The sequence below is a fragment of the Nodularia chucula CCY0103 genome, from assembly GCF_963923915.1.
GTDB classification, from domain to species: Bacteria; Cyanobacteriota; Cyanobacteriia; order Cyanobacteriales; family Nostocaceae; genus Nodularia; species Nodularia chucula.
In genome coordinates, this window is sequence record NZ_CAWUOL010000077.1 from 1 (window position 1) to 25,434 (window position 25,434).

Annotated in this window: 22 protein-coding genes and 1 pseudogene; 8 read left to right on the top strand and 15 right to left on the bottom strand. The window is 38.2% G+C overall.

Going from position 1 to position 25,434, the window contains the following annotated elements; genetic code table 11:
* Positions 1-70 precede the first annotated feature (70 nt).
* The 5 genes from ACM0OP_RS18105 to ACM0OP_RS18125 form a co-directional block, all read right to left on the bottom strand.
* Entirely contained in the window at positions 71-814 is a 744-nt protein-coding gene (locus ACM0OP_RS18105; RefSeq protein WP_414529816.1) for a flagellar motor protein, read from the bottom strand.
* A gap of 39 nt (positions 815-853) precedes the next feature.
* Complete coding sequence (locus ACM0OP_RS18110) at positions 854-2,521, bottom strand: methyl-accepting chemotaxis protein (protein WP_414529817.1); 1,668 nt, start codon at positions 2,519-2,521, stop codon at positions 854-856.
* A 68-nt stretch (positions 2,522-2,589) separates the two neighbouring features.
* Complete coding sequence (locus ACM0OP_RS18115) at positions 2,590-5,832, bottom strand: tubulin-like doman-containing protein (protein ID WP_414529818.1); 3,243 nt, start codon at positions 5,830-5,832, stop codon at positions 2,590-2,592.
* A gap of 16 nt (positions 5,833-5,848) precedes the next feature.
* The gene (locus ACM0OP_RS18120) at positions 5,849-6,994 is read right to left on the bottom strand and encodes a vWA domain-containing protein (protein ID WP_414529819.1); all 1,146 of its coding nucleotides are present in this window, start codon (positions 6,992-6,994) and stop codon (positions 5,849-5,851) included.
* A 495-nt stretch (positions 6,995-7,489) separates the two neighbouring features.
* The gene (locus ACM0OP_RS18125; RefSeq protein WP_414529820.1) at positions 7,490-7,987 is read right to left on the bottom strand and encodes an ureidoglycolate lyase; all 498 of its coding nucleotides are present in this window, start codon (positions 7,985-7,987) and stop codon (positions 7,490-7,492) included.
* Between the two features lie 74 nt (positions 7,988-8,061).
* Between ACM0OP_RS18125 and holA the strand changes: the two genes are divergently transcribed.
* From holA to ACM0OP_RS18145, 4 genes are all read left to right on the top strand, one after another.
* Positions 8,062-9,051: a DNA polymerase III subunit delta gene (gene holA, locus ACM0OP_RS18130; RefSeq protein WP_414529821.1), complete on the top strand. Its 990-nt coding sequence runs from the start codon at positions 8,062-8,064 to the stop codon at positions 9,049-9,051.
* 108 nt (positions 9,052-9,159) lie between these two features.
* Positions 9,160-9,648, top strand: coding sequence for a DUF4168 domain-containing protein (locus tag ACM0OP_RS18135; RefSeq protein ID WP_414529835.1), 489 nt, complete (start codon positions 9,160-9,162; stop codon positions 9,646-9,648).
* Positions 9,649-9,943: 295 nt separating this feature from the next.
* The gene (locus ACM0OP_RS18140; protein ID WP_414529822.1) at positions 9,944-11,068 is read left to right on the top strand and encodes a site-2 protease family protein; all 1,125 of its coding nucleotides are present in this window, start codon (positions 9,944-9,946) and stop codon (positions 11,066-11,068) included.
* 102 nt (positions 11,069-11,170) lie between these two features.
* Entirely contained in the window at positions 11,171-11,851 is a 681-nt protein-coding gene (locus ACM0OP_RS18145) for a class I SAM-dependent methyltransferase (RefSeq protein WP_414529823.1), read from the top strand.
* Here the strand turns inward: ACM0OP_RS18145 and lipB are convergent.
* Positions 11,848-12,519, bottom strand: coding sequence for a lipoyl(octanoyl) transferase LipB (gene lipB / locus ACM0OP_RS18150; RefSeq protein WP_414529824.1), 672 nt, complete (start codon positions 12,517-12,519; stop codon positions 11,848-11,850). The genes ACM0OP_RS18145 and lipB overlap by 4 nt on opposite strands.
* Before the next feature lie 373 nt (positions 12,520-12,892).
* On the opposite strand from lipB, the gene hpf reads away from it, so the two are divergent.
* Positions 12,893-13,534 (top strand): ribosome hibernation-promoting factor, HPF/YfiA family, encoded by a 642-nt coding sequence (hpf, locus tag ACM0OP_RS18155; RefSeq protein WP_414529825.1) that lies wholly within the window; start codon positions 12,893-12,895, stop codon positions 13,532-13,534.
* A 101-nt stretch (positions 13,535-13,635) separates the two neighbouring features.
* Here the strand turns inward: hpf and ACM0OP_RS18160 are convergent, their stop codons facing one another.
* The 4 genes from ACM0OP_RS18160 to ACM0OP_RS18175 form a co-directional block, all read right to left on the bottom strand.
* Positions 13,636-14,097: a peroxiredoxin gene (locus ACM0OP_RS18160; RefSeq protein ID WP_414529826.1), complete on the bottom strand. Its 462-nt coding sequence runs from the start codon at positions 14,095-14,097 to the stop codon at positions 13,636-13,638.
* Between the two features lie 17 nt (positions 14,098-14,114).
* Positions 14,115-16,043, bottom strand: a complete 1,929-nt coding sequence (locus ACM0OP_RS18165; RefSeq protein WP_414529827.1) for an ABC-F family ATP-binding cassette domain-containing protein — start codon at positions 16,041-16,043, stop codon at positions 14,115-14,117.
* A 195-nt stretch (positions 16,044-16,238) separates the two neighbouring features.
* Positions 16,239-16,655: a DUF1824 family protein gene (locus ACM0OP_RS18170; RefSeq protein ID WP_414529828.1), complete on the bottom strand. Its 417-nt coding sequence runs from the start codon at positions 16,653-16,655 to the stop codon at positions 16,239-16,241.
* 81 nt (positions 16,656-16,736) lie between these two features.
* A complete protein-coding gene (locus ACM0OP_RS18175) occupies positions 16,737-17,588 on the bottom strand; it encodes a prohibitin family protein (protein WP_414529836.1) in 852 nt (283 codons plus the stop codon).
* Between the two features lie 193 nt (positions 17,589-17,781).
* Between ACM0OP_RS18175 and ccmS the strand changes: the two genes are divergently transcribed.
* A complete protein-coding gene (gene ccmS, locus ACM0OP_RS18180; protein ID WP_414529829.1) occupies positions 17,782-18,210 on the top strand; it encodes a beta-carboxysome assembly chaperone CcmS in 429 nt (142 codons plus the stop codon).
* Between the two features lie 22 nt (positions 18,211-18,232).
* Here ccmS and ACM0OP_RS18185 read toward each other — a convergent pair whose 3' ends face one another.
* The 4 genes from ACM0OP_RS18185 to ACM0OP_RS18200 all read right to left on the bottom strand — a co-directional run bounded on the left by ACM0OP_RS18185 (position 18,233) and on the right by ACM0OP_RS18200 (position 21,900).
* Complete coding sequence (locus tag ACM0OP_RS18185) at positions 18,233-18,643, bottom strand: helix-turn-helix domain-containing protein (RefSeq protein WP_414529830.1); 411 nt, start codon at positions 18,641-18,643, stop codon at positions 18,233-18,235.
* A gap of 75 nt (positions 18,644-18,718) precedes the next feature.
* On the bottom strand, positions 18,719-18,910 hold the full coding sequence (locus ACM0OP_RS18190; protein WP_414529831.1) for a type II toxin-antitoxin system HigB family toxin: 192 nt from the start codon (positions 18,908-18,910) through the stop codon (positions 18,719-18,721).
* A 253-nt stretch (positions 18,911-19,163) separates the two neighbouring features.
* A complete protein-coding gene (locus tag ACM0OP_RS18195; protein ID WP_414529832.1) occupies positions 19,164-20,387 on the bottom strand; it encodes a DUF790 family protein in 1,224 nt (407 codons plus the stop codon).
* The gene (locus ACM0OP_RS18200; RefSeq protein WP_414529833.1) at positions 20,317-21,900 is read right to left on the bottom strand and encodes a DEAD/DEAH box helicase family protein; all 1,584 of its coding nucleotides are present in this window, start codon (positions 21,898-21,900) and stop codon (positions 20,317-20,319) included. Before ACM0OP_RS18200 ends, ACM0OP_RS18195 begins: the two co-directional genes overlap by 71 nt.
* 301 nt (positions 21,901-22,201) lie before the next feature.
* Between ACM0OP_RS18200 and ACM0OP_RS18205 the strand changes: the two genes are divergently transcribed.
* Positions 22,202-22,789 (top strand): Uma2 family endonuclease, encoded by a 588-nt coding sequence (locus ACM0OP_RS18205; protein WP_414529834.1) that lies wholly within the window; start codon positions 22,202-22,204, stop codon positions 22,787-22,789.
* A gap of 2 nt (positions 22,790-22,791) precedes the next feature.
* On the opposite strand, the gene ACM0OP_RS18210 is transcribed toward ACM0OP_RS18205, so the two are convergent.
* Positions 22,792-23,940, bottom strand: a complete 1,149-nt coding sequence (locus ACM0OP_RS18210) for a cysteine desulfurase family protein (RefSeq protein WP_414529837.1) — start codon at positions 23,938-23,940, stop codon at positions 22,792-22,794.
* Positions 23,941-24,077: 137 nt separating this feature from the next.
* On the opposite strand from ACM0OP_RS18210, the pseudogene ACM0OP_RS18215 reads away from it, so the two are divergent.
* A pseudogene (locus tag ACM0OP_RS18215) lies at positions 24,078-25,385 on the top strand (phospholipase D-like domain-containing protein); the annotation flags it as partial.
* Between the last annotated feature and the right edge of the window lie 49 nt (positions 25,386-25,434).

The window sequence follows — 25,434 nt, forward strand, 5'->3', positions numbered from 1 at the left end:
TTACCATATTTTGGGTTATTTTTATCACCTCTTTCTTAACATTCAACACTTCTGGCTAGTCAATTAAAATTTATTTTACTTCTCTCACTTCTCCCAGGCGAGTAAAGCGGATTTCAATCCGTCTTCGCGTTACATCCTCTTGACGCGCTATACTTGCAAATTGTCCATTTGGTAATATTAACTGTGCCGCAGAATAAGCTCGAAATGATAAACCTCGCAGTCTACTTTCTTTTTCTTGGATATCACGCAGTACTCTAACTACCGATAAAGCACGCATTAATCCCAAATCAGCATTAGAACCTGCTTGTAATTTACCCACTGATAAACTACCAGCAACTACCTTTTCTAAATTTATATCTAAATTACTTGTGACATTACCATTAGGTTGTCCATCAGTGTGTCCAATTATTTCCACAACATTAATATTATATTGTTTTGTTCTATCTTCTATTTCTGGAACTATTTGTTGCAAAATATAATTTGACATGGTTGCAGGTATTTCTGCACTACCAGAAGCAAATCTATAATCACCTTCATCTTTAATAATAATAATTGGTGGTGTATCTGTTGATTCTTTTTGTGACTGTAGTTCAGTTTCTAAATATTTTACTTTCTGCTCTAATTCTTTGACTTTTAAAGCTAAATTAGCTGAATTTTGATCAGGTTTATTTTGACTATTAGTAATTTGTGATATGATAATAGTTAAAAATAAAAATAAAACTAATATCATAAACGCATTAGAGATCAGATCCGTAAAAGCCTGCCAAACGTTTAAATCTTCTTTGTCTTCAGTATAGCGGTAACGGCGAGCCATAGATTGAATTGGTTAGTTGTGAATATAAATTATCACTAATTAATCTGATTTACGTGGGTATTCAACTCCTTGTTTAAGTCTGACAATGGAGTTTTTTGTATCATAAATATTTTTATTGCATTCTTGAAGATTACCAATAAGCACTTGAAAACCTTTGGTATTTATACTTGTTTGTTTATCAATACCTTTAATTATTTTAATTATATTATTGCTTATATTTTGATACTGGGCAATTAGTTGAAAATTGTTATCTTGTAATAATTTAATTAAATCGGATTGAGTATTAGCAAACTCCAGACCAAATTCAACACTAAACTGGTGAATATAGCCATCAATATTACTCACAAAAGTTTGCAGATTTTGATGATTTACATCTATTTTATTTGCTACATTATTAATTGTCAAATTTACTTCATCTGTATGTGCTTTGAGAATTTCTAGTAATTGATTAATAGCTGTTATTAACTCTTCTAAATTATTAAATTTTTCTCCCACCCTTTGATCTAAATTATCTAATTTATTAACTGCTTTTTGGTAACTGTTAGCTCCTTGTTTGAGTTGGGGAATGATTTGACTAAGAATATTTTGATTATTTTGATGTAAATCTAATACTTGAATTGAAGTTTGATTAATACTTCGGATTTCTTCCGTTAAATTAACTAAAGAATGACTGCAATTATTAAATTCAATTAACGCTGTTTGAATTAGTTCCGTTGTTGCTGCCAAACTTGCAGCTGACTGAGAAAATTTTTGTTGTGTATTACTCAAATCTATTGTAGCTGATGATAGTTGCAGAGGAAACTGACTTTCATTAAAAGTTTCAGCAGACTCTTTAAATATTTGAGAAGTTAAATTTAACTCTGTCATTGAATTTTGAAAATCATCAGCAGCACGAGCCATAGTTCCAGCAGCTTCAGAAAACCTTTCATATACTTGTCTAGCTAAATCTGTAGTCTCTTTATTTCCGTCAGCAATTTGTTGTGCTACCTTACTCATAGATTTTTCTACTGCTGCGCGCACTGTGTCACCAAAATTTGTTAAAAATATATCTTGTTGAGATACCATTTCTTTAACTATTTTATCAAGACGAGTATCACCCTGAACGTTAGGAAGATAAATATTATCCAGATAATCTTCTAAAGAACTCATGAAGCGATATTTAGCAAGTCCACTATTAAACATAAAATTGACTACAGTTAACAAAGCACTAAAAAATATTCCCGTTAAACTAGTAGTAAATGCAATACTCATTCCTTGTAATGGTTTTTTTAGTTCATCAACTAAATTACTTACATCACTAGCATTAACTTGATTAATGGTTTGACTTAGGGTAGATAAATTAATTGTAATCCCTAAAAAAGTTCCCATTAACCCAAATGCTAAGAGTAAATTTGGCAATATTCGACATAAATAATCTATTTGTTCACAGGTAAAACCCTTGACTTTTTCATGAGCATAAACTTGGTCAATTAATGCTCCGGTATTTATCTGTTCTATTTGTTTACTAGCCTTGCTAAATCTATTCTCCAATGTTGTAATAATGCTTGGTATTTGTGAGGGTGTTTGTCCCTTGATTAATTTTTGGACTTTATTAGTCAAAGTTATCAAATAATGGTAAAGAAATATGCGAAGTAAAATAGTAACTATAGATGGAACGATCACCAGAACAATAGTGATAACAATTAAGTAAGGTGGTAGATTTGGCATAAAAATGACTTTTGGTAGTGCAGGATATTGTTAATACTGGGTAGATGTGATTAACTACCCATTAAAAACTACAGTGGATATCTAAGCATAATTTTCTTTCTTTCTACTTCATATTCTTCTAGCGTAATAACACCTTCATCTAAATCTTGTTTTAGCTGTTGTAGTTCTTGCCGTCGTCTGGAGCGATTATCAGGATTATCTTCAAAGTCATTGGGTAATATTTCACCAACAATAGCTTTTTGATTTCCTATGTCATCTCTGGAAAAAAGTGAATCTTGATTTCTAAATTTTGCATCCATTCTCTTCCAAAAACGATTGATTACGCCTTCTCTTACTGTAGGTTTTATATTTTCTGGTGACACATATACTCTTGGTATATATGGAAAATTGGGACTATCTTCAGGAATTTTCTTGAGCTTATCTGGAAATTGACGTAGTTTCGGGAGATACTTGTTTACCCATAATGTCCGAGTATTTTGCATTTCAGCAATTGTATCATCCAAAATTTTTCTTAATGTTTCAGCTATATTAGGATTATTTGCTAAATATTCTATAGCTTCTATCCAATTGGCACTCACACTAGCAGTATAATAATCATCTTGGAAAGAATCATAATGTTGAAACGCTAATTCCTCAGTATTTAGATTTTGTTTTAACAACTCCAATGCTAAACAAGGATAAAAAATATCCTCTATTTCTTCTATTTTTCTTGCATCAGGTGGAATAATATCAGGAAAGGAAGCGCGAGAATCATTATGTAACAAACATTTGTTGGAATTTTGTTCTCTTATATATGGGTTTCTCATTGTTTCCAAATTACTAATTAATCTTAAAGGAAACCCAGCATACTCATTGACAATCAAAATCTCATCATCTGCTTGCATTGCTTTTAAAACAGTTGTTGAGACTCCTAAATCTTGTGCTAACATTTCTTTAAAATCTCGTACTTCTGTTTCGTCTGTATCTTTATATCCTATTAATTTACTGCTTTTAGCAGGATCATCTCGGAAATAAGGATCATTTAAATTTAAACGCAGTAAGGGTTCAGCTTCCTGCATAATTTGTGCTAAACGAGTTGACCGCGCAGCCAAGGAATATTTCTGTACAAAGCGTTTAATCACAGAATTAACCATATTCCCCCCACGAAAAGCAAATAAATTATCAACTTTCATGTCAATTTCTTGTTTTATTTGAGAGGAATTATTGCGTTCCATATTCAGGAAAAATCCCAAAGATACTCCTCTACCTGTTTCTTCTATAATTCCTGAACTGGCTAATACTAACTGGGGACGAACATCATTGTCTGGTAACATCGTTTGATAACAAAGGTCTATATCTTCGATATCAAAAATTGCCTCACCACTCATTTCATCAAAATTTAACTCTTTTAATTCTCTTTCTTCTTTTTCATAAGTAGTTTGTAAATCTTCTACCAAATTGCTAAAAACCGCAACTTGTTTTAGTCTATCTTGAATATGATGTTGTAATTGGTTAACAATTTTGAGCGTTTCTTGTTGGGTGATTAGTTCAAAATTATGTCGAATAAGTTTGCAAACCTCCTGGATAACTTTCTTACATTCCTCCTGGAATTGTATATTTTTAAAATTGACAAAGGGAATACCTAGTTTATTTTCAATTTCTGCAATTATTTGTTCAGCATTATCCCATTTCTTTTCTACATCTTCTAATCGCTTCATACCACTATAACTAGCGATTGATTCTTGTAAATTAATCTGATATTTTTGCAATTCATATTGCAGTGCAGTTAGCCAGTTGCGTGTGTTTTTAATAGAAAAATTGGGTTCACTGGGGGTAAGTAATTGAATAATATAATCGTCAAGATTAACGGTAAGTTCTTTGAGAATTTTAGGAGCAGTTTGAATTAATTTTGTCAACCAATAGCCACGATTATTTTCTGTTTCCCCTGGTTGAACTGTGCGAAATTGTTTATAAAATTCTGTCCCTAACTGTTGCCGAATATTTCCACGATCATCTTTATTTTTGCACTCATCAATTAACCGTGATAATTTATTCTGCCAAGTTTTAATACTATTACTAAAAGTTTTATTCGATTCTTCGATAGAATCGGCTAATTTATTAGTTAATCCATCACGTTTTGCTAAATCGTTATACCAGCTATGCTGAATTAAAAATTCTTCAACTAAGTTTAAACTATCTGGACTTTGGCCCTTACCATTTACCCAAAATTTAACCACCTCTAAACTTACTTTAGTTAAGGCAATTTGGATGATAATATCACGGGGAAAATAAATTGCAGATAGTCCAAATGTTAAGTATCTCTGGTTATTAGGGCGTGGATGTTGATCTTGTTGAATTATGTGTTGAAGAAAATTATCTCGATTACCTTTAATAACTGGAGCTAATTCACCAGAAAACTCTAGCGCTATTTTATGAGCAATCACATTACAGAGCTTACCTTGGGATAGAATTTTATATTCTTTTCCGGTTTGAGCAGATAGTAAATAAGCATAATCAAAGGGTGGACGTTTTTCTTGAATAATTTCTAAATTTTCAATATCATAACAAGATTGAAATGTTGTCCCAGGAATACTATAGTAATCTAATTCTTTTAAAGCGGCATAAGTATTAGCATTCATGTTAGCAGTATTGCCATACAATTCTGGACTAATTACTAAATATCCAAAGATTTGAGATATTTGCTCACTATAAAGTTTTCTCAAGCTATAAGCAACATCTAAAAACATTCCGCTCCCTGTACCACCGCAAAGAGAACCAACAACAAAAATACTTAATCCTGGTTCTATTGTTAAACCTGATTGCAGCAATACACCTTCATGTCCTATTGTACGGTTTTCTGCTGCTTCAATTGCTGTTTTAATTTCTTGATAGTTGTGAAAAAAAGCCAGCCTCCCTACAGGTCTAATACCTTTTGCACCTTCTTCAACTGCTTTAATATCTCTCAATAGTTGAGGAGGAAACCATCTTCCAATATGATCATAGGGTCCATAACTATCGTATTCTAAACGCCGTTCTAGTCCTTCTACAAACATAGTCACATCCCTAGATGACATGGTAGCACTGACTTTTTCGGATTCTTTGAAACTCAAATCAATACCATGATAGGTACTCCCACTTCTAATACCTGCTACTTGAGATGCAGCTTTATCTGTATCAATGTGAATAAAACTAACAATTGGTAAATTCTTTAAGTCTCCATAGCGGTCAACTATTAAGCGTCTAATTCGCATTAAAACATCTCTACCTGTTCCACCTAAACCAATACAAATTGTGCGATTAATTCGTCTATATTGTGTTTCGTTTTGAGGCATAATTTTTACCTAAATATTATTTTTTGATTTTGATTTTGATCTCGTATTCTTTGTGCCTTCCGTCGGGACAATTTAGGGTAAAATTAGAACTTGATATGAGAGTCCGTGCTTTGATTCTTTTGTTGTTCAGTTCAATTATAGAGTCTTTTTCTGGCACTAAATACAGCTTTTTACCTTTACGTTCAAGATAGGCTCGTAATTTTTCACCTGGAACGTCAATAGAATATATACATTTACCAGAATCGTCACCAAGGGGAATTTTTTCATTGTTTGGTAATGGATATTTTTTTTGTTGATCTTCATCATCTTTAATTGTAATTGTTAAATACCATTTTTTTTGTAATGTATGAAAATTTAATATACTCCCAATACAAACTGCAATTATTAATAATGAAATTAAACTAGGGAGCCATAGCTGTTTTAATAAATAAGGATTAACTAAACAAGTCTCTTGACCTCCTGGTGCTGGTGTACAAAATTCTTGAACTGTAGGTTGAATGTCTACTACAGATAGTTTATAATCTTTATTGTTTTGGGTATCAATAATAAGTGATCGCTTTTTTAAAGGTAAAGCATTAATCCAATTTTCTCTTTCTTTGCTTGGGGGTGATTCTGCTATTCTAAAGGGGCTATTGGCAGGAGTTTCTATCCAAATATCTGAAGTAATTCCTCGTTGAGTAAATAATGGTGCATCAGTAACCCAAACAACTGACTGGGGCTTAATTGGTCGGTTTTTATAAAGTCGATTTTGATTAATCTGTGCTATACCTTGATATATAGTTAATTCTGCTTTTTGAATATCTGTTCCATAGTGATTAGGATTAGAGGTAAGAGGAATCTTGTTTAATATTTTATTAATATTATCTGTATTGTTACGACTAAAATATATAGGTGTCCCTAATGGATTTTTAATAGTTGTAACTTCATTCAAAACTATATCTTGAGCAAAAGGAACAACATAGACATAATCCCCAGACTTGAGACTGTCTTCAACTATCTGACGTAAGCGGATACGACCTTGATCATTTAAACCTACACTTTCGGTAATATCAATTGCTAAGACGACATCCCGTCTCCCATAAACCAAAATGGAGACTACATCTAACCCGAATTTTTGCCTAGAAGTCAGCAGTTGTCCAGGGGTAATTCTTGTCACAGTCACAAATAATACAGTTTAATATGTAGTTTACCCCCCAATTACGAATAATTACAACGTATTCCATTAAAAAAATATGCTTTTTTCGGTTTTTGTTTGAGGTCTTTATTCTATAAGGTATACAGAGCAAGGATAATCATGATTTTTTACTTCTGAACATCGCGTTTATCTCTAGCCTGAATGAAGTATTTAGCTAAATACCAGGAAATGAATTTGTAAATATGGAAACCTGTGTCAGAGTTATTTAAAAAGTAGAGAAAGAAGGAAAGCCGTAGGGTAGTAATCGCTAAATAATGCTATTCGTCTATTTGTATAAACGATTTCCCTTTGATACAGGACTGCTATTACAGGTATTTTTACTGCTGGAGACTTGATACTCAGTGTGGTATATTCAAATTTTTTGCACCTATTTTTCAACCTGTTCCAGCACTTGAGCTTGACAAGCAGATAGTAAAACTATAATAGTTTAAGAGGACGCTTTTAAACCTATGCTCTATTCCCTCAAGTCACCATTTCAAACTCCAGTTGATGACTCTGGATAAAATTATGCGTAAAGTGATCTACAATATTAGTATCAGCTAGTTCTAAATTATAAAAATCTACAACATCATGGTCAAAATATGGCCCGGCGTGCCAAGTACCCTGATTTAATTTAATAAAGCAATTTCCCGGTATGCGGAAAGCGGCGATTTCTGCTAATACTGGTTGATCTAAATGGTTATGAGGTGGACAAACTGCAATTAACCAATCTTTTCCTGCTAAAGAACCTAAACATTGGGTACATTGCAAATGACGAGTAATTTTATTAAACTTGCGCCCGCGCTGCTCTAGCCTCATAATATAAAATCGTGGAGTGCCATTTTGCAGATTTAATTGGGCATCTTCAATATCAAAATTTTTCCCATCTTCACTAGCAAAAATCACCTGTCCATAGGGGCTAAAATTTTCTGGTGTTATCAATTCCGCCTGCAATTGTTGCACTGTTGTTGATGTATTCATAAATTTAACTTTTTATCTGACTATCTGTATATTTATAGGATATTATCTTCTTCTGTGTACTCTGAGGTGAAGCTATGCCAATGTGTATATACTGGGGTGAAGATGATTTCGCTATGGAAAAATCTGTAACGACATTGCGCGATCGCATCCTTGATCCTCTATGGATAAGTTTTAATTATACATCCCTATCACCAGACCAACCTGATGCGGTAATTACGGCTTTAAATCAAGCAATGACACCAGCTTTTGGTGCAGGGGGAAGATTGGTGTGGTTAGTAAATACTACCCTCTGTCAGCATTGTCCAGAAAACATTTTAGCAGAACTCACTCGCACCCTGTCAGTCATTCCCGAAAACTCCTGGTTATTACTCACCACCCGCAACAAACCAGATGAACGCCTCAAATCAACCAAATTACTCAAAAAATCCGCCAGTGAGTGGCGAGAATTTCCCCTCATTCCTCCCTGGAAGACGGAATTACTGGTAAAGTCGGTGAATCAAGTTGCTCAAACTGTAGGAGTAAAACTAACTGACCAAACTGCGGAAATATTAGCCGCAGCTGTAGGTAATGACACAAGACTGTTGTACAATGAAATGGAGAAACTACGACTTTATACCTCAGAAAGTGGTAAGCCTTTAGACGTAGATACTATTACAAAATTAGTCAGAAATACTACACAAAATAGTTTACAATTGGCCGCAGCAACGAGAATGGGAGACACAGCTAAAGCCTTAACTATTTTGGCTGACCTCATCAATGCAGCTGAACCCGGATTAAGGATAGTTGCTACTTTAATAGGTCAATTCCGTACCTGGTTGCTGGTGAAAATTGCTATGGAAAGTGGGGAACGTAATTCCCAAACCATCGCCCAAATTGCTGAAGTCGGTAATCCTAAACGGATTTACTTTTTACAAGAAGAAGTTAAATTACTTTCTGTACAGCAACTAATCTCTTGCTTACCGATATTACTAGAATTAGAAGTAAGTCTCAAGCAAGGAGCTACGGAAATATCTACACTTCAAACCAAAGTAATTGAACTTTGTCAACTATGCCAACGGCAATGAGATGAAATATAAAACTTAAATTGATATATAGTTCTGTGGAACTTATCACTACTAAAATAATTCAAAGCTACTAACATATCCCGGCTATACTTTTTTCCTATGCAATTTATCAAAAGAATCCCTAATTTATTTCTTTCCACCAGCCTGCAACGTAAATTTTCCCGCAGTTTCTTTTTAGGTATTCTGGCCAGTGCGAGTTTAGTTACCACTAGCCTAGCTTTTAGCTCCCAATCCTATGCTCAAACACCTGCGGTTAACAATTCAGTTAATAATACTGATATTACCAGTTACGCCCAAGCTGTTTTGGCAATGGAAACACCCCGTCAACAGGCTTTTGATGAAATTAAAAAATTGATTGGCGGTGGAGAAATCCCAAAAATTATCTGTCACGATTCTAACAGCATCAATAATCTACCACGCAGGGTACAAGATATCGCTGTTAATTATTGTGAAGACTCTAAAAAAATAGTTGAACGGAATGGACTCACGATTGATCGGTTCAACAAAATTACTGTCGAACTGCAAAATGATAATAACCTAAAACGGCAAGTTTACAATACCTTGATCCGCCTGCAAAAGTCTCCAGAATCTCGGTAGAAGTCACAGATTTTAGGCGCAGACAAATTTACTATGAGACAGGACTTACGCAAAAACTCTTTCAAACCCTGATTTCTCTGCATCTGGGGTGGTTAGTTATTACCTAACTTGTGCGTAAGTCTGATAAAAAAGTGATAACTCGCACCTATTGCTGTGGACTCTTACCAAAAACCGCCCCTTTTGGTGTGGATACCACAACTATATCCAAAAGTAAAACTTTTTAACATTACGTTACAATGGATTCATAGAGAACAGCGAAAGCGACTCTCTAATAATGTATTCAAAGGTGTACGGCATGAATGGCACAATTCGCGTTGGTAATCTCTTCGGGATTCCCTTCTATATCCATCCGTCGTGGTTTCTAGTTCTAGGTTTGGTAACTTGGAGCTATAGCAGTGGACTCACGGCACAGTTTCCCTGGTTATCTGGGGGATTAGCTTTATCATTAGGATTGATGACAGCGTTGCTATTGTTTGCCTCTGTCGTCGCCCACGAATTAGGACACAGTTTTGTGGCAATTCGCCAAGGAATTGATGTCAAATCCATCACATTATTTATATTTGGTGGTTTAGCTAGTTTAGAAAAAGAGTCAGAAACTCCAGGGGAAGCATTCTGGGTGGCGATCGCCGGTCCCTTAGTTAGTTTAATTCTCTCTGGTGTATTTACAGTCATTGGTGTCACCACCGCCGCCACAGGTGCAGCAGCAGCAATATTAAGTGTTCTGGCTTCTGTAAACTTGGCATTAGCGTTATTTAACCTCATTCCCGGCTTGCCCTTGGATGGTGGTAATATCCTCAAGGCTGCTGTGTGGAAGATTACAGGGAACCCCTACAAAGGTGTAACTTTTGCTAGTCGCGTCGGACAAGTATTTGGTTGGGTAGCGATCGCCTCTGGTTTAATTCCCCTATTATTCTTTGGTAGCTTCGCCAACTCCTGGAACTTATTAATCGGTTTCTTCTTGTTGCAAAATGCCGGAAGAACAGCACAATTTGCTAGAGTACAAGAACAATTCACCGGGTTGACAGCAGCAGATGCTGTGACATTCAACAGCCCCATTGTATCTGCCAATGATAGCCTCAGAGACTTTGCTGACCAACGAATTTTTAACAATCAAGACTGGAAAACATTCTTAGTCACTGATGAAGAAGGAAAATTAATCGGCGCAATTAATCTGAATGATTTACGAACTATTCCCACAACACAATGGACAGAAACTCCAGTCAGCGCAGTCATGAAGTCCATTGAACAAACTACCACAGTCAAATCAGATCAACCCCTGTTAGAAGTAGTACAATTACTCGAACAACAAAAGTTATCTGCAATTTCTGTGATTCGTGAAAATGGTGTCCTCGTGGGAATTTTAGAAAAAGCAGCGATTATTCAGCTATTGCAAAATAAAACTCAACCTAATCCTGTATAGTTGTCCAGAAAAATTGAATAGCTTTAAAACTCCCTGGGAATTTCTGGGGGGTTTTTCAATTAATTATTTCACGCAGAGGCGCAGAGGCGCAGAGAGTAAGAGATGTTTGAGAAACAACCAGAAAGTTTACAGCAAAGGGTGAAAGAATTAGCTACCCAAGCCATACAAGATTCAAATCCCACTGCATGGTTTGATATTTTGTATAGTGAGTCTCAAGGTGATGTGACTCAAATTCCTTGGGCGAAATTAACTGTTCATCCTTATCTAGAAGATTGGCTCAGTAGTGGTAATATTTCCGGTGAGGGACTTTCGGCGCTGGTGATTGGGTGTGGTTTGGGCGATGATGCACAAGCTCTAGCAGACAAGGGTTTCCAAGTCACCGCTTTTGATATTTCCCCAACGGCTATTAATTGGTGTCAGCAACGATTTCCTGATTCTTCTGTAAACTATGTAGTTGCAGATTTATTGGCGCTTCCTTCACAATGGCATCAGGCTTTTGATTTAGTTGTGGAAATTCGGAATATTCAAGCTTTACCTTTAAATATCCGTTCTACTTTGATTGCGTCAGTGGCTTCTGTAGTCGCCGCAACGGGAATTTTATTAGTAATTAATCGGTTTAGAGACACAGATATAGAACCTGATGGACCTCCCTGGCCTTTGTCTAATTCTGAACTAGCCCAGTTTGCAGAATTGGGTTTGCAAGAAGTTAGCCGTGTTCAATTTTATGAGGGGGAAAGGGTTGATGTTCCACAACTACGGTTAGAATATCAGAAATCTGTTTAGTCTTTCATTGTCTCGACTAATTCTACCCCGAAGACTTCTGCAAAGGATGTGGCTATATGAATATTTACTTCTTCGCAGGTAATGCCGGGTATCCATTGGGCTAAACTGGCTACAGGTTTATCAGCAATTCCACAGGGGATAATATGTTTAAAACCTGCCATGTCAGGACAAACATTTAATGCGAACCCGTGCATGGTAATCCAACGGCTGACTTTTATCCCAATGGCGGCGACTTTGCGCCCTTCTAACCATACACCAGTGAAACCCGGTAGGCGATCGCCACTCAAGCCATAAACTGCCAATACCCGAATTAATACCTCTTCTAATTGCCGCAGATACCAATGCAGGTCTTTACAATAATATTGCAGATTTAAAATCGGATACCCCACTACTTGACCAGGACAATGGTAAGTAACTTCGCCACCCCGTTCAACTTTGTGAATATCAAATTTACTTATATCTAAGTCTTTGAGAAATTCGGGGTTACTCCCTTGTCCCAAAGTGTAGACAGGGGGATGCTCCAGCAAGATTAACACATCTTCCAGATTAGGTTGAAGAATGCGCTTTTGGAGAAGCGATCGCTGCCATAAAAGAGCATCCATATACGGTATCAACCCTTGGTTAAATAACAAACAACGCCTCTTATGTGTTTCCATACTACGGATCATGCTAAAAATCAACTAGTTTATGGATTAAATATATGGCAATTTAAATTTTTTCAGTCAAGAAATGTCAAGCTATGCAAAGGATTTTAACGGTTCATCCCAGGAAATTGCATTACAGAATACAAAGTGCTAACTTGAATCTATAACCTCAACGGTGTTAGGAGGGACTCTCTGCAATAAGCATCACGCCAAATCAATCAGAACGAATGCACTGGCTGGTGGGTATAATAAGTCGTTTGTATCGACAATCGAGCAAACGCAAAAGCAGTACATTAAAATTGTTCAAAATTTGTTTTGGCGGTAGTGAAAAAGCTTACCGCGACTTCTTTTCAAACAAAACAAATTCACATCATATATATTCAGTGGGAGAGTTTACATGAAGCTTGTCATCCACGGCAAAAATATTGAAATCACCGATGCTATTCGGGAGTATGTACATCAAAAAATTGAAAAAGCTGTAAGTCATTTCCAAAACATCACCAACGAAGTGGATGTACATCTCAGCGTCGCCCGTAATCCTCGAATTACTACCAAGCAAGCGGCGGAAGTTACTATCTATGCAAATGGTAACGTTATCCGTGCAGAGGAAAGCAGCGAAAACTTATACGCCAGCATTGACTTAGTGGCAGATAAAATCGCCCGTCAACTGCGTAAATATAAAGAAAAACGCCAAGACCAGAAAACTAATGCCCTACCTACAAATAAAGTATTAGTTCCCGAACCAATAGCAGCAGATTTAATTGGCGATCGCACCCCTGAATTACCCAATGAGGTTGTCCGAACAAAATATTTTTCCATGCCACCGATGACCGTTGCAGAAGCCACAGAACAGCTGCAACTAGTAGGACATGACTTTTATATGTTCCATAACTCCGAAACTGGAGCAATTAATGTGATTTACGAACGTAACCACGGCGGTTATGGTGTGATTCAACCCCGTAATAGTAACGGACACACCAACGGACACAATAGCAATGGTCATCATGCAGTGTCTGAAAAAGTCCACACTCATAAGTGAGGGAGTAGTGAGTAGGGAGTGTGGGAAGTGTGGGGGAAAAGATTGTTACTATCTAATACCCAGTACCCAGTACCCAGTCCCCAATACCCAGTCCCCAATCCCTACTTCACAGCCAAATTTTGCAGAGTTTTCAACGCTTCCTCAACGTGACCTTTAAAATTAAACATGGAATCAAACACGTACTGCACAACACCCTCCTTGTCAATCACATAAGTCACACGACCGGGGACAAAACCAAAAATTGCCGTTGCGCCATATTGCTTCCGCACCTTGTCCCCTTGATCACTCAAAAGAGTAAAAGGTAAATTGTACTTGCTAGCAAAACTTTGGTGAGACTGATTAGAATCTCCACTCACGCCAATCACCTCTGCACCAGCAGTTTTAAACACTTCATATTGATCCCGAAAAGCACAAGATTCGGCTGTACATCCCGGTGTATCATCCTTGGGATAAAAGTATAAAACAACAGCTTGCTTACCCCGGAAATCGTTGAGGCTAACTGTGGAACCGTCTTGAGCGCTGAGAGAAAAATCAGGCGCAGGATCACCAACTTTAATTGACATATTATTTGTTACCGATTTTATTCCATCTCAGCTAATTCTAACCAGCGTTCTGTCGCTACATCAATCGATTGCTTGAGATTTTCCACTTGTTCATAGAGTTTCTGCACTTGGGTGTAATTCCCAGGAGAGACATTTACCAAGGCTTTTTCCGCTTCAGATTTCTCGGATTCCAACTTAGCAATTTTACCTTCTAACTCGTCAAATTCCCGCTTTTCCCAGTTTGACAGTCGCCGACGCTTTTTATTTTCGGTGTCTGAAGATGAATTTACAACTTTAGTATCTGCTGGTGCTTTTTCGGGAGTATTGCTAGCTTGATGTTGCTTTTCGGCCTCTTCTTCTGCTTTCTTATAGTCCAGATAAATTGAATAATTACCGGGATATTTTCGCAGATTCCCGCCTTCTTCCAAAGCAAAAATGGTGTCTACAGTGCGATCTAAAAAGTAGCGATCGTGAGAAACTGCAATTACACAACCAGGGAAATCTTCCAAATAATCTTCTAATACCGCCAATGTCTGCACATCTAAATCATTGGTAGGTTCATCTAAAATTAACACATTGGGCGCACCGATCAGAGTCCGCAGTAAAAACAAACGGCGTTTTTCTCCCCCAGATAATTTATTAATTGGCGCATACTGCTGGTTTCCGGGAAACAGAAACCGTTCTAACATCTGAGAAGCAGAAATTTGAGTCCCATCAGAAACCTTGACAAATTCCCCTTCCTCTTTAATGTAATCAATCACGCGCTGATTTTCGTCTACAGCTGAGAGTAACTCTTCTGAATGCTGGTCAAAATAGCCGATGTGAATTGTCGTCCCAATTTCCACACTACCGGAATCTGGTTGAATACGTTTGGTAATCATATCCATTAAAGTTGATTTACCAGTTCCATTCCCGCCAATAATTCCAATGCGGTCTTCTGGACTAAATTCGTAGGTAAAATCATTAATTAAAATCCGTCCATCATAGCCTTTAGAAATGTTATTTAATTCAATAACTTTTTTACCAATGCGACGGCTAACTGTGGAAATATCAACTTTCCCCTGAACTTGTTTAAACTCAGTTTCTCGCAAACTTTCAACCCGTTGAATCCGGGCTTTTTGTTTGGTACTTCTGGCTTTTGGTCCCCGGCTTAACCATTCTAATTCCCGGCGTAAGATACCTTTGTGTTTGCGTTGGCTACTAATTGCCGATTCTTCCGCTAAAGCTTTCTTTTCCAGGTAATATGAGTAATTACCTGAATAAGTGTAAATATCGCCTCGGTCAATTTCAATAATTCGGTTTGTCACTTGATCGAGAAAATAGCGATCGTGAGTTATAAGTAAAAGTGCGCCCCGAAAGCGATTTAAATAACTTTGCAACCATTCCACAGAAAACGCATCCAGATGGTTAGTTGGCTCATCCATGAGTAAAACATCTGGTTCTGATAACAAAGCTGTGGCTAAGGCGATACGCTTACGATAACCTCCGGATAAAGTCCCGATGACAGCATCAAAATCAGAAATACCTAACTTAGTTAAAATAATTTTAGCGTTGGTTTCCAGTTCCCACGCGCCAGTGGTTTCCATGCTTTGCATGACTTGAGACAAGCGGGACATCAACTGACTATCTTCAGGATGGTGAACCAATTTGTGAGATAATTCTTCATATTCCCGCACCAAAGCCAGGTGTTCCCCAGCATCAGCGAAAATTTGCTCTAAAACGGTGCGATTTTCATCTAAATCTGGTTGCTGTGGTAAGTAAATGACTTTTGCACCAGAACTAAAGGTAATTTGTCCGCTATCAATTGATTCTAATCCGGCAATCATTTTTAATAAAGTTGATTTACCAGAACCGTTAGTCCCAATTAAGCCGACTTTATCAGTAGCATCTAGACTGAAACTAGCATCTCTTAAAATTTCTTTGATGCCAAAATCTTTTTTAACTGATTGTAGTGTAATAATACCCATAAAAATTAATCATTAATCATTGGTCAGTGTCTGGAGAAAATTTGACAGTGGTTGTAATGTGAATGAAGTACAGAATTATCTCTGTAACCTGTTCAGAAACTCTGTGGTTACTGATATCTTGCCATACTTCATTTAACTGTAAAATTTTCTCTTACGTCCTACTGTTGGAATGCTCCCAGGAACAGGGATGAAATGCTACGCAAATAAATCCAAGGGTAAATGTCCATACATTTCGTTAATTCCCCCTTCATTATAAGACTGGCAAGAAATTAATACGCCTCGATGATGTCCTGAGTATGAATCCAGATAACATAAGCCATTTTTGCCATTTAATTTGATATAAACTGGCCCTTCTGGGGTGGCTAAATCACTGGGTACTTCATAACCAAAAGCATGAGAATAAGTCCTCATAGCCAATATGCCTTCTTCTGCTGTATCAGCACAAATCCCTAATATTTGGTAGTCCGAAATACTAGTTACCAAAACTAAAGCCCGACCCACTAAAGCTTTTTCTGAGGGTTTGAGAATAGGGGCGATGTCTAAACAGTTGAATTTATTCAGAATTTTAGTGGCTTCGGAGATGGTCAGATTTTGATGATTTGGTGTGGTCATAAATCAGTTGATGATTTTCTGGGTTTGGCTTTGGTATCTGAGGTGGGTTACTCCCACCCCATTTTGCATTATTTACTCAAATTATGGTTGATTGTATTCGGGATTTCCCAGGTTGAAAAGGAATGGCACACCGCCTTTGGATTCACTACCCATAACAAGGACATTTGGCATTTGAGAGCCACCATTTCTCCAAGCTTCAATTGCTTCTTTTTGCAGAACTAACTGCCCACCTTGGGCTTTGAGAGTCTCTGCTAAGAGTCTTTGAGCTTCGGCTCTACCCTTAGCACGATTCACATCTGCTTGTGCTTGTTGTTCAGCTTCCCGTGCTATGTAAACGGCTCTTTGCGCGCGTTGTTCGGCTATTTGTTTTTCTTCTACAGCTTTGGCAAATTCTGGTGAGAAATTTAAGTCAACTACGCTAGTATCTAACACAATTATCCCATATTTAGCCAGGCGATTGCCCAAAGCAAAATCAAAGTCTTCTTTTAATTCACTTCTCTTAGTAATTGCTTCTTCCACAGTTCTTCTAGCAGCAGCGATTTTAAATGCTTCCTGTGTCTGAGGAGCGATGATTTTTGAGACAATATTTGCTAAAGTTCCTTGCTTTCTTCTCACCTCCACCACCTGTGTGGGGTCAAGGCGAAAGTTAATGGCAAATCTGGCTGATAAATTTTGTAAATCCTTGGTAGAACTTTCGGCTGGGACTTCAAATTTTTGAACTGTCAAATCATAGACATCAACTACCGACACAAGGGGTGGTTTAATGTGAATACCTTCTAGTAGCGCACCATCTCTAGCTTTTCCTAAGATGCTGATGACTCCTGCTTGTCCTGGGGTGAGAATTACAAAGGAATTTAGTCCGATGAGGACAATGAGTGCTAACACAATTCCAAAAACTGTGGTTTGCCAATTCCCCAATTGCTGACTTTTCAAGGTTCTATCTCCTTTTGCATCTTTAGGCAACTCCATACTATGGTGACACGTCCTCAATTATCTGGTGGAGAACGACCAAAAATTGCGATCGCGTAGCGTACTGTAGATCAGGATACTGTTTATGTAGGTCTCTGGTGTGTGCAATGTGGGTTAAGATAGGTCTCATGCAGAGGCGCAGAGACGCAGAGAGTTTATGATGTTTGGAAGTAGTCAACCTGAATCAGGGAATAGCAAGTGGCGTGGCCAGTTGGATAGGTTTGTCAAGGAAAATCAGCGCGATTTAGCGGCGCTTTTTTGGGGGTTGTGGTTGGAAAATGGCAATATTCAGGGTACTGTGGGGATTGATTTACAGCCAACTCCTCATTTTATTTATTGTCCTCAAGCGGCGATAGAAGATTTAAATAATAAGGTTGATAATCGGCTTCAGGAAATTTTGGGTATTGTTGATCATCATAAACCTGAAATGGAGGTGGTGATGATTGGGATTGGGAAGGGTGAACTTAAGTTGATTCAGTTTGCGCCTGAACCTCCTCCGGCGGTTTGTTTTGAGGAGGTGGGGAAGGATATAAATGAGTTGTTGGAGTTGTTGGAACAGAGAATGAGTGAGATGGATTTTTTTTAAACGCAAAAGTACGCGGAGAGTTTCAATGTGATGTGAAAAATGCTGCCGGAGAGATGTGGAATCTTTTGGCGAGTTGATTAATGTGGTTAACTGTTAGTTCGCGTTGACCACTTAAGATTTGAGATATGATGGATTCGGTTTGAAAGATAGGAACTAAATCTTTTTGTTTTAAACCAAGTTCAATTATTAAAGCTTTGAGCAATTCTACACCGTAAATATCAGGGATGACGTTGTGTTTTTCTTCGTACTCATATACGAGAGTCCCTAAAACATTGAGATAGTCTTGTTCGTCTTTTGTTAATTCACTTTGATCAATTAGGGAATCGATTACTTTTTGCGTAGCAGCAAATTCCTCCTGAGAATTGATGGGACGAGGAGGAAAAGTTGTGAGTAATTCGATATATGCTTCAGTAATAGGTGTTTTGGATGTCATTTTGCCTAGTGTCCGAGAGTTTCAATTCCTATGAGGGATTTTGATCAAACTTTAACGAAAAAGCATAGCTAGTATCTAAACCAACCAAGGATCGTTTTTCCAATCCTCTTTGTCATATTCTGCGTGTGTAAGAACGTGACGGATAAAAACTTTTTGAAATTTGTAATCAACAAGGGTAATTAGTCGATAGTTATTACCACCAATATTGAAAACTGTAAAATTACCAACTTGATCTGCTGAGGAGAAAGTTTGACGTAACTCTACCAAGTTATGCTATTCAGCTAAAGATGTAATTCTATACCATAGTCGCAGGCTGGCTTGTGCATTAGCGTGTTTTTCCGAAAACTCTGACAGTCTTGCGCGGGTAATAATGTGCATGAATTTTTACAACATTGTATTTTTTCATGAGTTTTACCTTGGTCGGATGGTACAAATATTTTAGCAAAATGTGAAGTTTATTGGTGAGAAATACTCGTTAATTTTGATGCTTATTTCACTATAGCAATTGTTTCTATACTTTTCATTCATCCTCCTCAATTACTGCTAATACTGCTTTGGGTAATAACTTATCTTTGAACCAGACTATTTTGGCGGGGACGTTATCTAATTTTACTCCGGCTTTTTCTAAGTTTAATCTTTCGGAAATTGCTAAAATTAAATTGTCGCATCCAGAAGTCCGCACTTGATAAAATTTCTTTTGTAAATATTCTGGTCGCCAATAACCAACTATTTCTAATAAATAATCACGACCATCAGGATGTACTAACCGAAAATCTGGAATCATCACACTACCAGGAACTGGTAATAAATCCACTTCTCGCTCTAATACCCAGTCTGTTTTAAGTGCATCCCATTTATCGGCAAAGGATGACTCTAGCATACTATCGTAAGGTTTACCCTTGGAATAGTGAGACACCAAACCACATTCAGAATTGAGGGTAAATCGTCCTGTGTTCCAGGCTTTGGTGTAAGGATCACGAGTTTGTAACGTGGCGGAAAGACTCCATTTGGTGACATGAAGTAAAGCCGGAATTAATTTGGCGATCGCCAGCCCATATCGCGTACTAGGATTAAATAAACTCGTCGGACCATCAACGGTAATTGTAAACCCGTGGTCAGCATCACCTTCAATATAAGCCATTAATTGAAACAGCTTTAAATAACGAAATAACAGCTTATATTCCCCAGGAACATTACGATGAGCATTTAAAATTAACTTACTAGCTTTATAAAAAATTCCCTGTACCTGAGACAAATTATATCTATTTAATAAATCCACCGGACTCGGCGCATCAAAATTAGTTAAAATCTTATTTTCAGCCAAATCAGCATATAAACCATCGCGTACCTGTTCCAACAAAACCTCACGTTCCAATTCCTGACTCAACTCATCAGCAATTTTAGTTAAAGTCACCTGAGTAGACTCCCCACTAGGAACCGACTTCGCCGCCAAAGCAAACACCCGTTCCCGTAACATAGGCGGTTCCAGAGGACTCACCACCTCAAAAGTGCAGAAACTACTCTTAAGAATATAAGCCAAACCCCGCTTCACCCGATAATCCGTCGCGTCTCCCTCCAAATCCAAAAGCTGACGTTCTAAAACCCCCTGAGACTTCCCCTTCACCTCCTCAAAACAAGCAATCAACTCATTTCCCAACTCCATACTTTTGTGATCAATCTTCAACCTCTTCGGAATAATTTCCTCTCCGTTTTGGCGATGACTCAGTAAATCCGTCGGTAACATTATTCTTATCCGTTGAATACTTAATTTCTAACTGTTCCGCAGCTTTAGGAGTGCTACCCGTCCCACCCCCATAAACAACCTGTAAAGTCCCCTTCTTTTCCCTCTTCCCTTCGTGTCCTTTGCGTCTTTGCGGTTCGTTTGTCCTCTCTTCCCCCCTACGTCGCGCCGAAGTCCCCTCCTCACTCGTATCCTCAGCCACCACCTCATACAAAATCGCCCGCTTATTAGCCACATTCCCCTTTCTCAACACCCGACCCAAACGCTGAACATATTCCCTAGTCGAACCAGTCCCCGACAAAATAATCGCCACAGAAGCAGCAGGAACATCAACCCCCTCATTCAAAACATGAGAAGCCACCAAAGTATTGTATTCCCCCTCCCGAAACTTACTTAAAATTTCATGGCGTTCCTTCACAGGAGTTTGATGAGTAATCGCCGGAATTAATAACTTTTCAGAAATACTATAAACCGTCGCATTATCAGCCGTAAAAATGAGAATCCTTTCCGGGAAATGTTCCGCCAATAAATGCGCTAAAATTCTTAACTTCCCATCAGTACCCAAAGCAATATTTTTCGCTTCCCGGTGTGCTAACATAGCCCTACGTCCAGCAGGCGATCGCGCACTCATTTTTACAAACATTTGCCAACCTTGAATACTCCCCAAAGCAATTTTAGATTGGCGCAAAAAATCATTGCGAGTTTGAATTAATGTATTGTATCTTTCTCGCTCATGCTGTGATAACTTCACCTTAATTTGGACAATTTCATGCTTCGCTAAAGCACCACCCGCCAAATCCTCAGCGCGTTTGCGATAGACTTCCGGGCCAATCAAAATATTTAAATCAGCGTGTTTTCCATCAGTGCGTTCTGGTGTTGCTGACAATCCTAAACGATAAGGGGCGATCGCATACTCTGCAATTACCCGCCCAAAATCAGTAGGTAAATGATGACATTCATCAAAAATCAGCAAAGCATACTTATTTCCCAAGCTTTCCGCATGAATAGCCGCACTATCATAAGTCGCCACTAAAATTGCAGTGCGATCGCGTGAACCACCACCCAACAAACCCACCTCAGCATCAGGAAAAGCCGCCACCAAATGAGCATACCACTGGTGCATTAAATCCAAAGTTGGAACCACAATTAAAGTAGTCCGGGGTGTGGATTGCATCGCCATTTGCGCCAAATAAGTCTTTCCCGCCGCCGTAGGTAAGACCACAACCCCCTGCCTTCCCTCCAACTTCCAAGCTGCTAAAGCCTCAGTTTGGTGGGGGTAAGGCTCCATTTCCATACTGGGAATTAAATCTACGGGATAAAATTCTTTGGCTTCGTCTACAAAGTAAACATCTTCTGCTTGTAGTGATTCGACTACAGCGCGATATCTCATGGCGGGAATGCGAAATTTTTCCACCCGATCATCCCAAGTAGCATAATCCATCCAACCTTTACCGCGTGGTGGTGGATGTAAAATTAACGTACCGCGATCAAATTTTAAGGTGGGTGTGCGAGCCATTTAGAGTTTGATCTCTACTTTTTCTCTTTTTATTATTAATAACGCAAAATGTGTATAATTCACCAAGTTTAGAGTATCGAACCGCCTTCGCGCAGCGTATGCCCCCAGGGCGCTAGTCGTCCGCGCGCAGCGATACCCGCAAGGGCTGTAGTGCGCCAAGGGAAGAAGTTCACAAATGATTTAGGGCTGCTATACCATTAGGTAAAATTATAATACTATTATGATTTTTTCAATATTTATTTTCCGGTTTTTTGGGTGGGTCTAGATAAGTTTCAGTTACTGAGAAATAGGTGATATGTTTATGCAGTTAGAAACACAAAAACGCTACTACACTCCTGAAGAATATTTGGAAATTGAAGAAGAAGCAGAATTTAGAAGCGAATACCGCGATGGAGAAATTATTCCTATGACGGGTGGTACTACTAATCATAATAAAATTGCTGGGAATTTTTATGCTTACTTGAAGTTTGCTTTGAGAGGCAAAAATTATGATGTTTATATTAGTGATGTTCGCTTATGGATACCTCGATATCGGCAGTATACTTATCCAGATGTGATGGTAATTGAGGGACAACCTGTTTATACTGGAACTAATACTACTACTGTGATGAATCCTCTGCTAATTGCGGAAGTTTTATCCAAATCGACTAAAAATTACGACCAAGGAGACAAGTTTTTATATTATCGTTCTATCCCTGAATTTAAGGAATATGTTTTAATTGACCAATACCAATATCATGTTATGCAGTATGTGAAAACGGCAGAAGGTCAATGGTTATTTAATGAACTTGAAGGTGAATCGGCAATTTTATCGCTGCAAACAGTTGATGTTAACATTCAACTGAGCGACCTTTACGAAAAAGTAAATTTTGCTGAAGGTGATGAATAAAATTAAGAAATTAACCTCTGCAAAACTTGCTTAAACACCATCGCCACCCAATCAACATCAGCTTCCGTAGTCTCACGCCCCAAAGTCAAGCGCACACCTCCCAACGCAGCTGATTCTGGATAACCCATTGCTAAGAGTATAGGACTAGGGCTAAGTTTACCACTGTGACAGGCAGAACCGGCACTAATACCAATACCAGCTAAATTCATTTGTCTGACCACAGCTTTACCACTGACTTTTTTACCATCGGCTTGTTCTAAACAGAAACTGACATGATGAGGTAAACGCTTTTCTAAATCGCCTGTGGGGATTAAACCAGGAATATCTGCTAAGTTAGAAAATAGGCGATCGCGCAACTTAATTAAACGATCTGTTTCACTCCGTAATTCCAACGTAGCTAATGCAGCTGCAATTCCAAATCCTGCGATCGCAGGTACAGCTTGAGTACCAGAACGTAATCCCATTTCTTGACCACCACCACTTAACAAAGGGACTAACTCTACCCCCGGACGCACATACAGCGCCCCCGCCCCTTGGGGACCATATATTTTATGACTGGAAAGGCTAAGTAAATCTACTGGTAATTTCTCCACATCTATAGGTAAGCGTCCCGCAGCTTGGACTGCATCTGTGTGAAATAAAACGCCATGCTGCTTGGTAATCTTGGCTAATTCTTGAATTGGTTGGACTGTACCGATTTCACTTTGTCCATAAATTACCGACACTAAAACCGTATTATCTTGCAATGCTGCTATTAAATCCTGGAGGTTAACTCTACCTTTGCTATCTACACCCAAGCGAGTCACTTCCCAACCCCACATTTCCAACAAGCGCGCAGGTTCCGAAATAGCCGAATGTTCTACTTGAGAAATAATAATATGTTGGGGTATGGCATACAATTGAGAAATGCCCATAATGGCGAGGTTATTCGACTCAGTACCACCAGCAGTAAAAACTATCGATTCTGGTGATGGTGCATTAATTAATCCTGCAACTTGGATTCTGGCTTGTTCTAAAATTGTGGCGGCGCGTTGTCCCCACTCGTGTAAACTGGAAGGATTGCCCCATTGTTGATTGAGGACTCCTTGCATAGCGGCGATCGCTTCTGGGCGAGTGGGAGTAGTAGCACTGTAATCTAAATATATCTGCATATTAGCAATAATTGGTGAAACCACACGCTGGGCAAAACCTGATTGTATTGTTAGCAATACTCATACAAAGTTTAATATTGAAGCAATTTTGGGAACTATAAATTTGTTCCATCCCAATTTATTTTTAACAAATTACCGTGCAGTTTTTCCCACGACGCAAATATTTTCTGATATTTTTACTGGTTTTGGCTTTAGTGGCTTGTCAAAAAGTCTCATCGCAAAATCAACTTTTAGCAGCTTTACCCCAAGATCCCTTCATCCAAGCTTATTTTAATCATTCCCCCTCAGCAAAATATTCCGAACCTTACCGCCAAAAAACCCGCCTGGGGGATAACCTAGAACAAAAAATTATTGATACTATTAATCAAGCTACCTCTACAGTAGATATCGCTATTCAAGAGTTACGCTTACCCAAAATTTCCCAAGCCCTAGTAGCAAAGCAAAAAGCAGGTGTACAGGTGAGGGTAATTTTAGAAAATAATTACAGTCGCCCTTGGAGTAGTTTAACACCCGCGCAGGTACAGCAGTTAACGGCGAGAGAACAAGCCCGTTATCAGGAATTTTATGATTTTATTGACTTAAATAAAGATCAGCAACTCAGCCAACAAGAGATTGATCAACGGGATGCTTTAGTAATTTTACACAATGCCCAGATTCCTTGGATAGATGACACTGCTGATGGTTCCGCCGGTAGTGGCTTGATGCATCATAAATTTGTGGTGGTGGATAATCGTTGGGTAATTAAAACTTCAGCTAATTTTACTCTCAGTGATATCCACGGCGATTATGGTAATATTAGCACTTTAGGGAATGCGAATAATTTTTTACTCATTGATAGTCGAGAATTAGCTGGTTTATTTACTGAAGAGTTTAATATTATGTGGGGTGATGGTCCGGGAGGTCAGCCAGATAGTCGATTTGGGTTGCAAAAACCGATGCGATCGCCCCAAAATGTTAATGTAGGTACAACCAAAATTACTGTCCATTTTTCCCCTACTTCCCCCAGCCAACCCTGGCGTATATCTAGTAACGGTTTAATTGGGGAAAGTTTAAAATCAGCGACTAAATCTATTGATATGGCGTTGTTTGTGTTTTCCGAACAGCCTTTGTCTAATATTCTTAAAACCCGTCATCAACAAAATGTCTCCATCCGTGCTTTGATTGATGCCCAATTTGCCTATCGTTATTACAGCGAAGCTATGGATATGATGGGGGTAGCTTTGAGTAATAATTGTCAATATGAAGTAGATAATAATCCTTGGGGAAATCCCTTAACTAGTGTGGGTGTACCGACTTTACCCAGGGGTGATTTACTACATCACAAGTTTGCTGTAATTGACTCAGAAAAAGTAGTTACAGGTTCTCACAATTGGTCAAAAGCGGCTAATCACAGTAATGATGAAGCAGTCTTAATTCTGGAAAATCCGATCATTGCCGCCCATTACAGCACTTCCGTCTGTTATGAGGTACACTTAATTAAGATATAAATACTTT

What these genes read in the sequence shown, in the direction of transcription:
- lipB (WP_414529824.1), bottom strand. Translation starts at nt 12,519, where the DNA reads ATGATCCGTAGTATGGAAACACATAAGAGGCGTTGTTTGTTATTTAAC.
- ACM0OP_RS18200 (WP_414529833.1), bottom strand. Translation starts at nt 21,900, where the DNA reads ATGGCTCGCACACCCACCTTAAAATTTGATCGCGGTACGTTAATTTTA.
- ACM0OP_RS18140 (WP_414529822.1), top strand. Translation starts at nt 9,944, where the DNA reads ATGAATGGCACAATTCGCGTTGGTAATCTCTTCGGGATTCCCTTCTAT.
- ACM0OP_RS18115 (WP_414529818.1), bottom strand. Translation starts at nt 5,832, where the DNA reads ATGCCTCAAAACGAAACACAATATAGACGAATTAATCGCACAATTTGT.
- ACM0OP_RS18205 (WP_414529834.1), top strand. Translation starts at nt 22,202, where the DNA reads ATGCAGTTAGAAACACAAAAACGCTACTACACTCCTGAAGAATATTTG.
- hpf (WP_414529825.1), top strand. Translation starts at nt 12,893, where the DNA reads ATGAAGCTTGTCATCCACGGCAAAAATATTGAAATCACCGATGCTATT.
- ACM0OP_RS18105 (WP_414529816.1), bottom strand. Translation starts at nt 814, where the DNA reads ATGGCTCGCCGTTACCGCTATACTGAAGACAAAGAAGATTTAAACGTT.
- ACM0OP_RS18195 (WP_414529832.1), bottom strand. Translation starts at nt 20,387, where the DNA reads ATGTTACCGACGGATTTACTGAGTCATCGCCAAAACGGAGAGGAAATT.
- ACM0OP_RS18110 (WP_414529817.1), bottom strand. Translation starts at nt 2,521, where the DNA reads ATGCCAAATCTACCACCTTACTTAATTGTTATCACTATTGTTCTGGTG.
- ACM0OP_RS18165 (WP_414529827.1), bottom strand. Translation starts at nt 16,043, where the DNA reads ATGGGTATTATTACACTACAATCAGTTAAAAAAGATTTTGGCATCAAA.
- ccmS (WP_414529829.1), top strand. Translation starts at nt 17,782, where the DNA reads ATGATGTTTGGAAGTAGTCAACCTGAATCAGGGAATAGCAAGTGGCGT.
- ACM0OP_RS18170 (WP_414529828.1), bottom strand. Translation starts at nt 16,655, where the DNA reads ATGACCACACCAAATCATCAAAATCTGACCATCTCCGAAGCCACTAAA.
- holA (WP_414529821.1), top strand. Translation starts at nt 8,062, where the DNA reads ATGCCAATGTGTATATACTGGGGTGAAGATGATTTCGCTATGGAAAAA.
- ACM0OP_RS18210 (WP_414529837.1), bottom strand. Translation starts at nt 23,940, where the DNA reads ATGCAGATATATTTAGATTACAGTGCTACTACTCCCACTCGCCCAGAA.
- ACM0OP_RS18160 (WP_414529826.1), bottom strand. Translation starts at nt 14,097, where the DNA reads ATGTCAATTAAAGTTGGTGATCCTGCGCCTGATTTTTCTCTCAGCGCT.
- ACM0OP_RS18185 (WP_414529830.1), bottom strand. Translation starts at nt 18,643, where the DNA reads ATGACATCCAAAACACCTATTACTGAAGCATATATCGAATTACTCACA.
- ACM0OP_RS18125 (WP_414529820.1), bottom strand. Translation starts at nt 7,987, where the DNA reads ATGAATACATCAACAACAGTGCAACAATTGCAGGCGGAATTGATAACA.
- ACM0OP_RS18145 (WP_414529823.1), top strand. Translation starts at nt 11,171, where the DNA reads ATGTTTGAGAAACAACCAGAAAGTTTACAGCAAAGGGTGAAAGAATTA.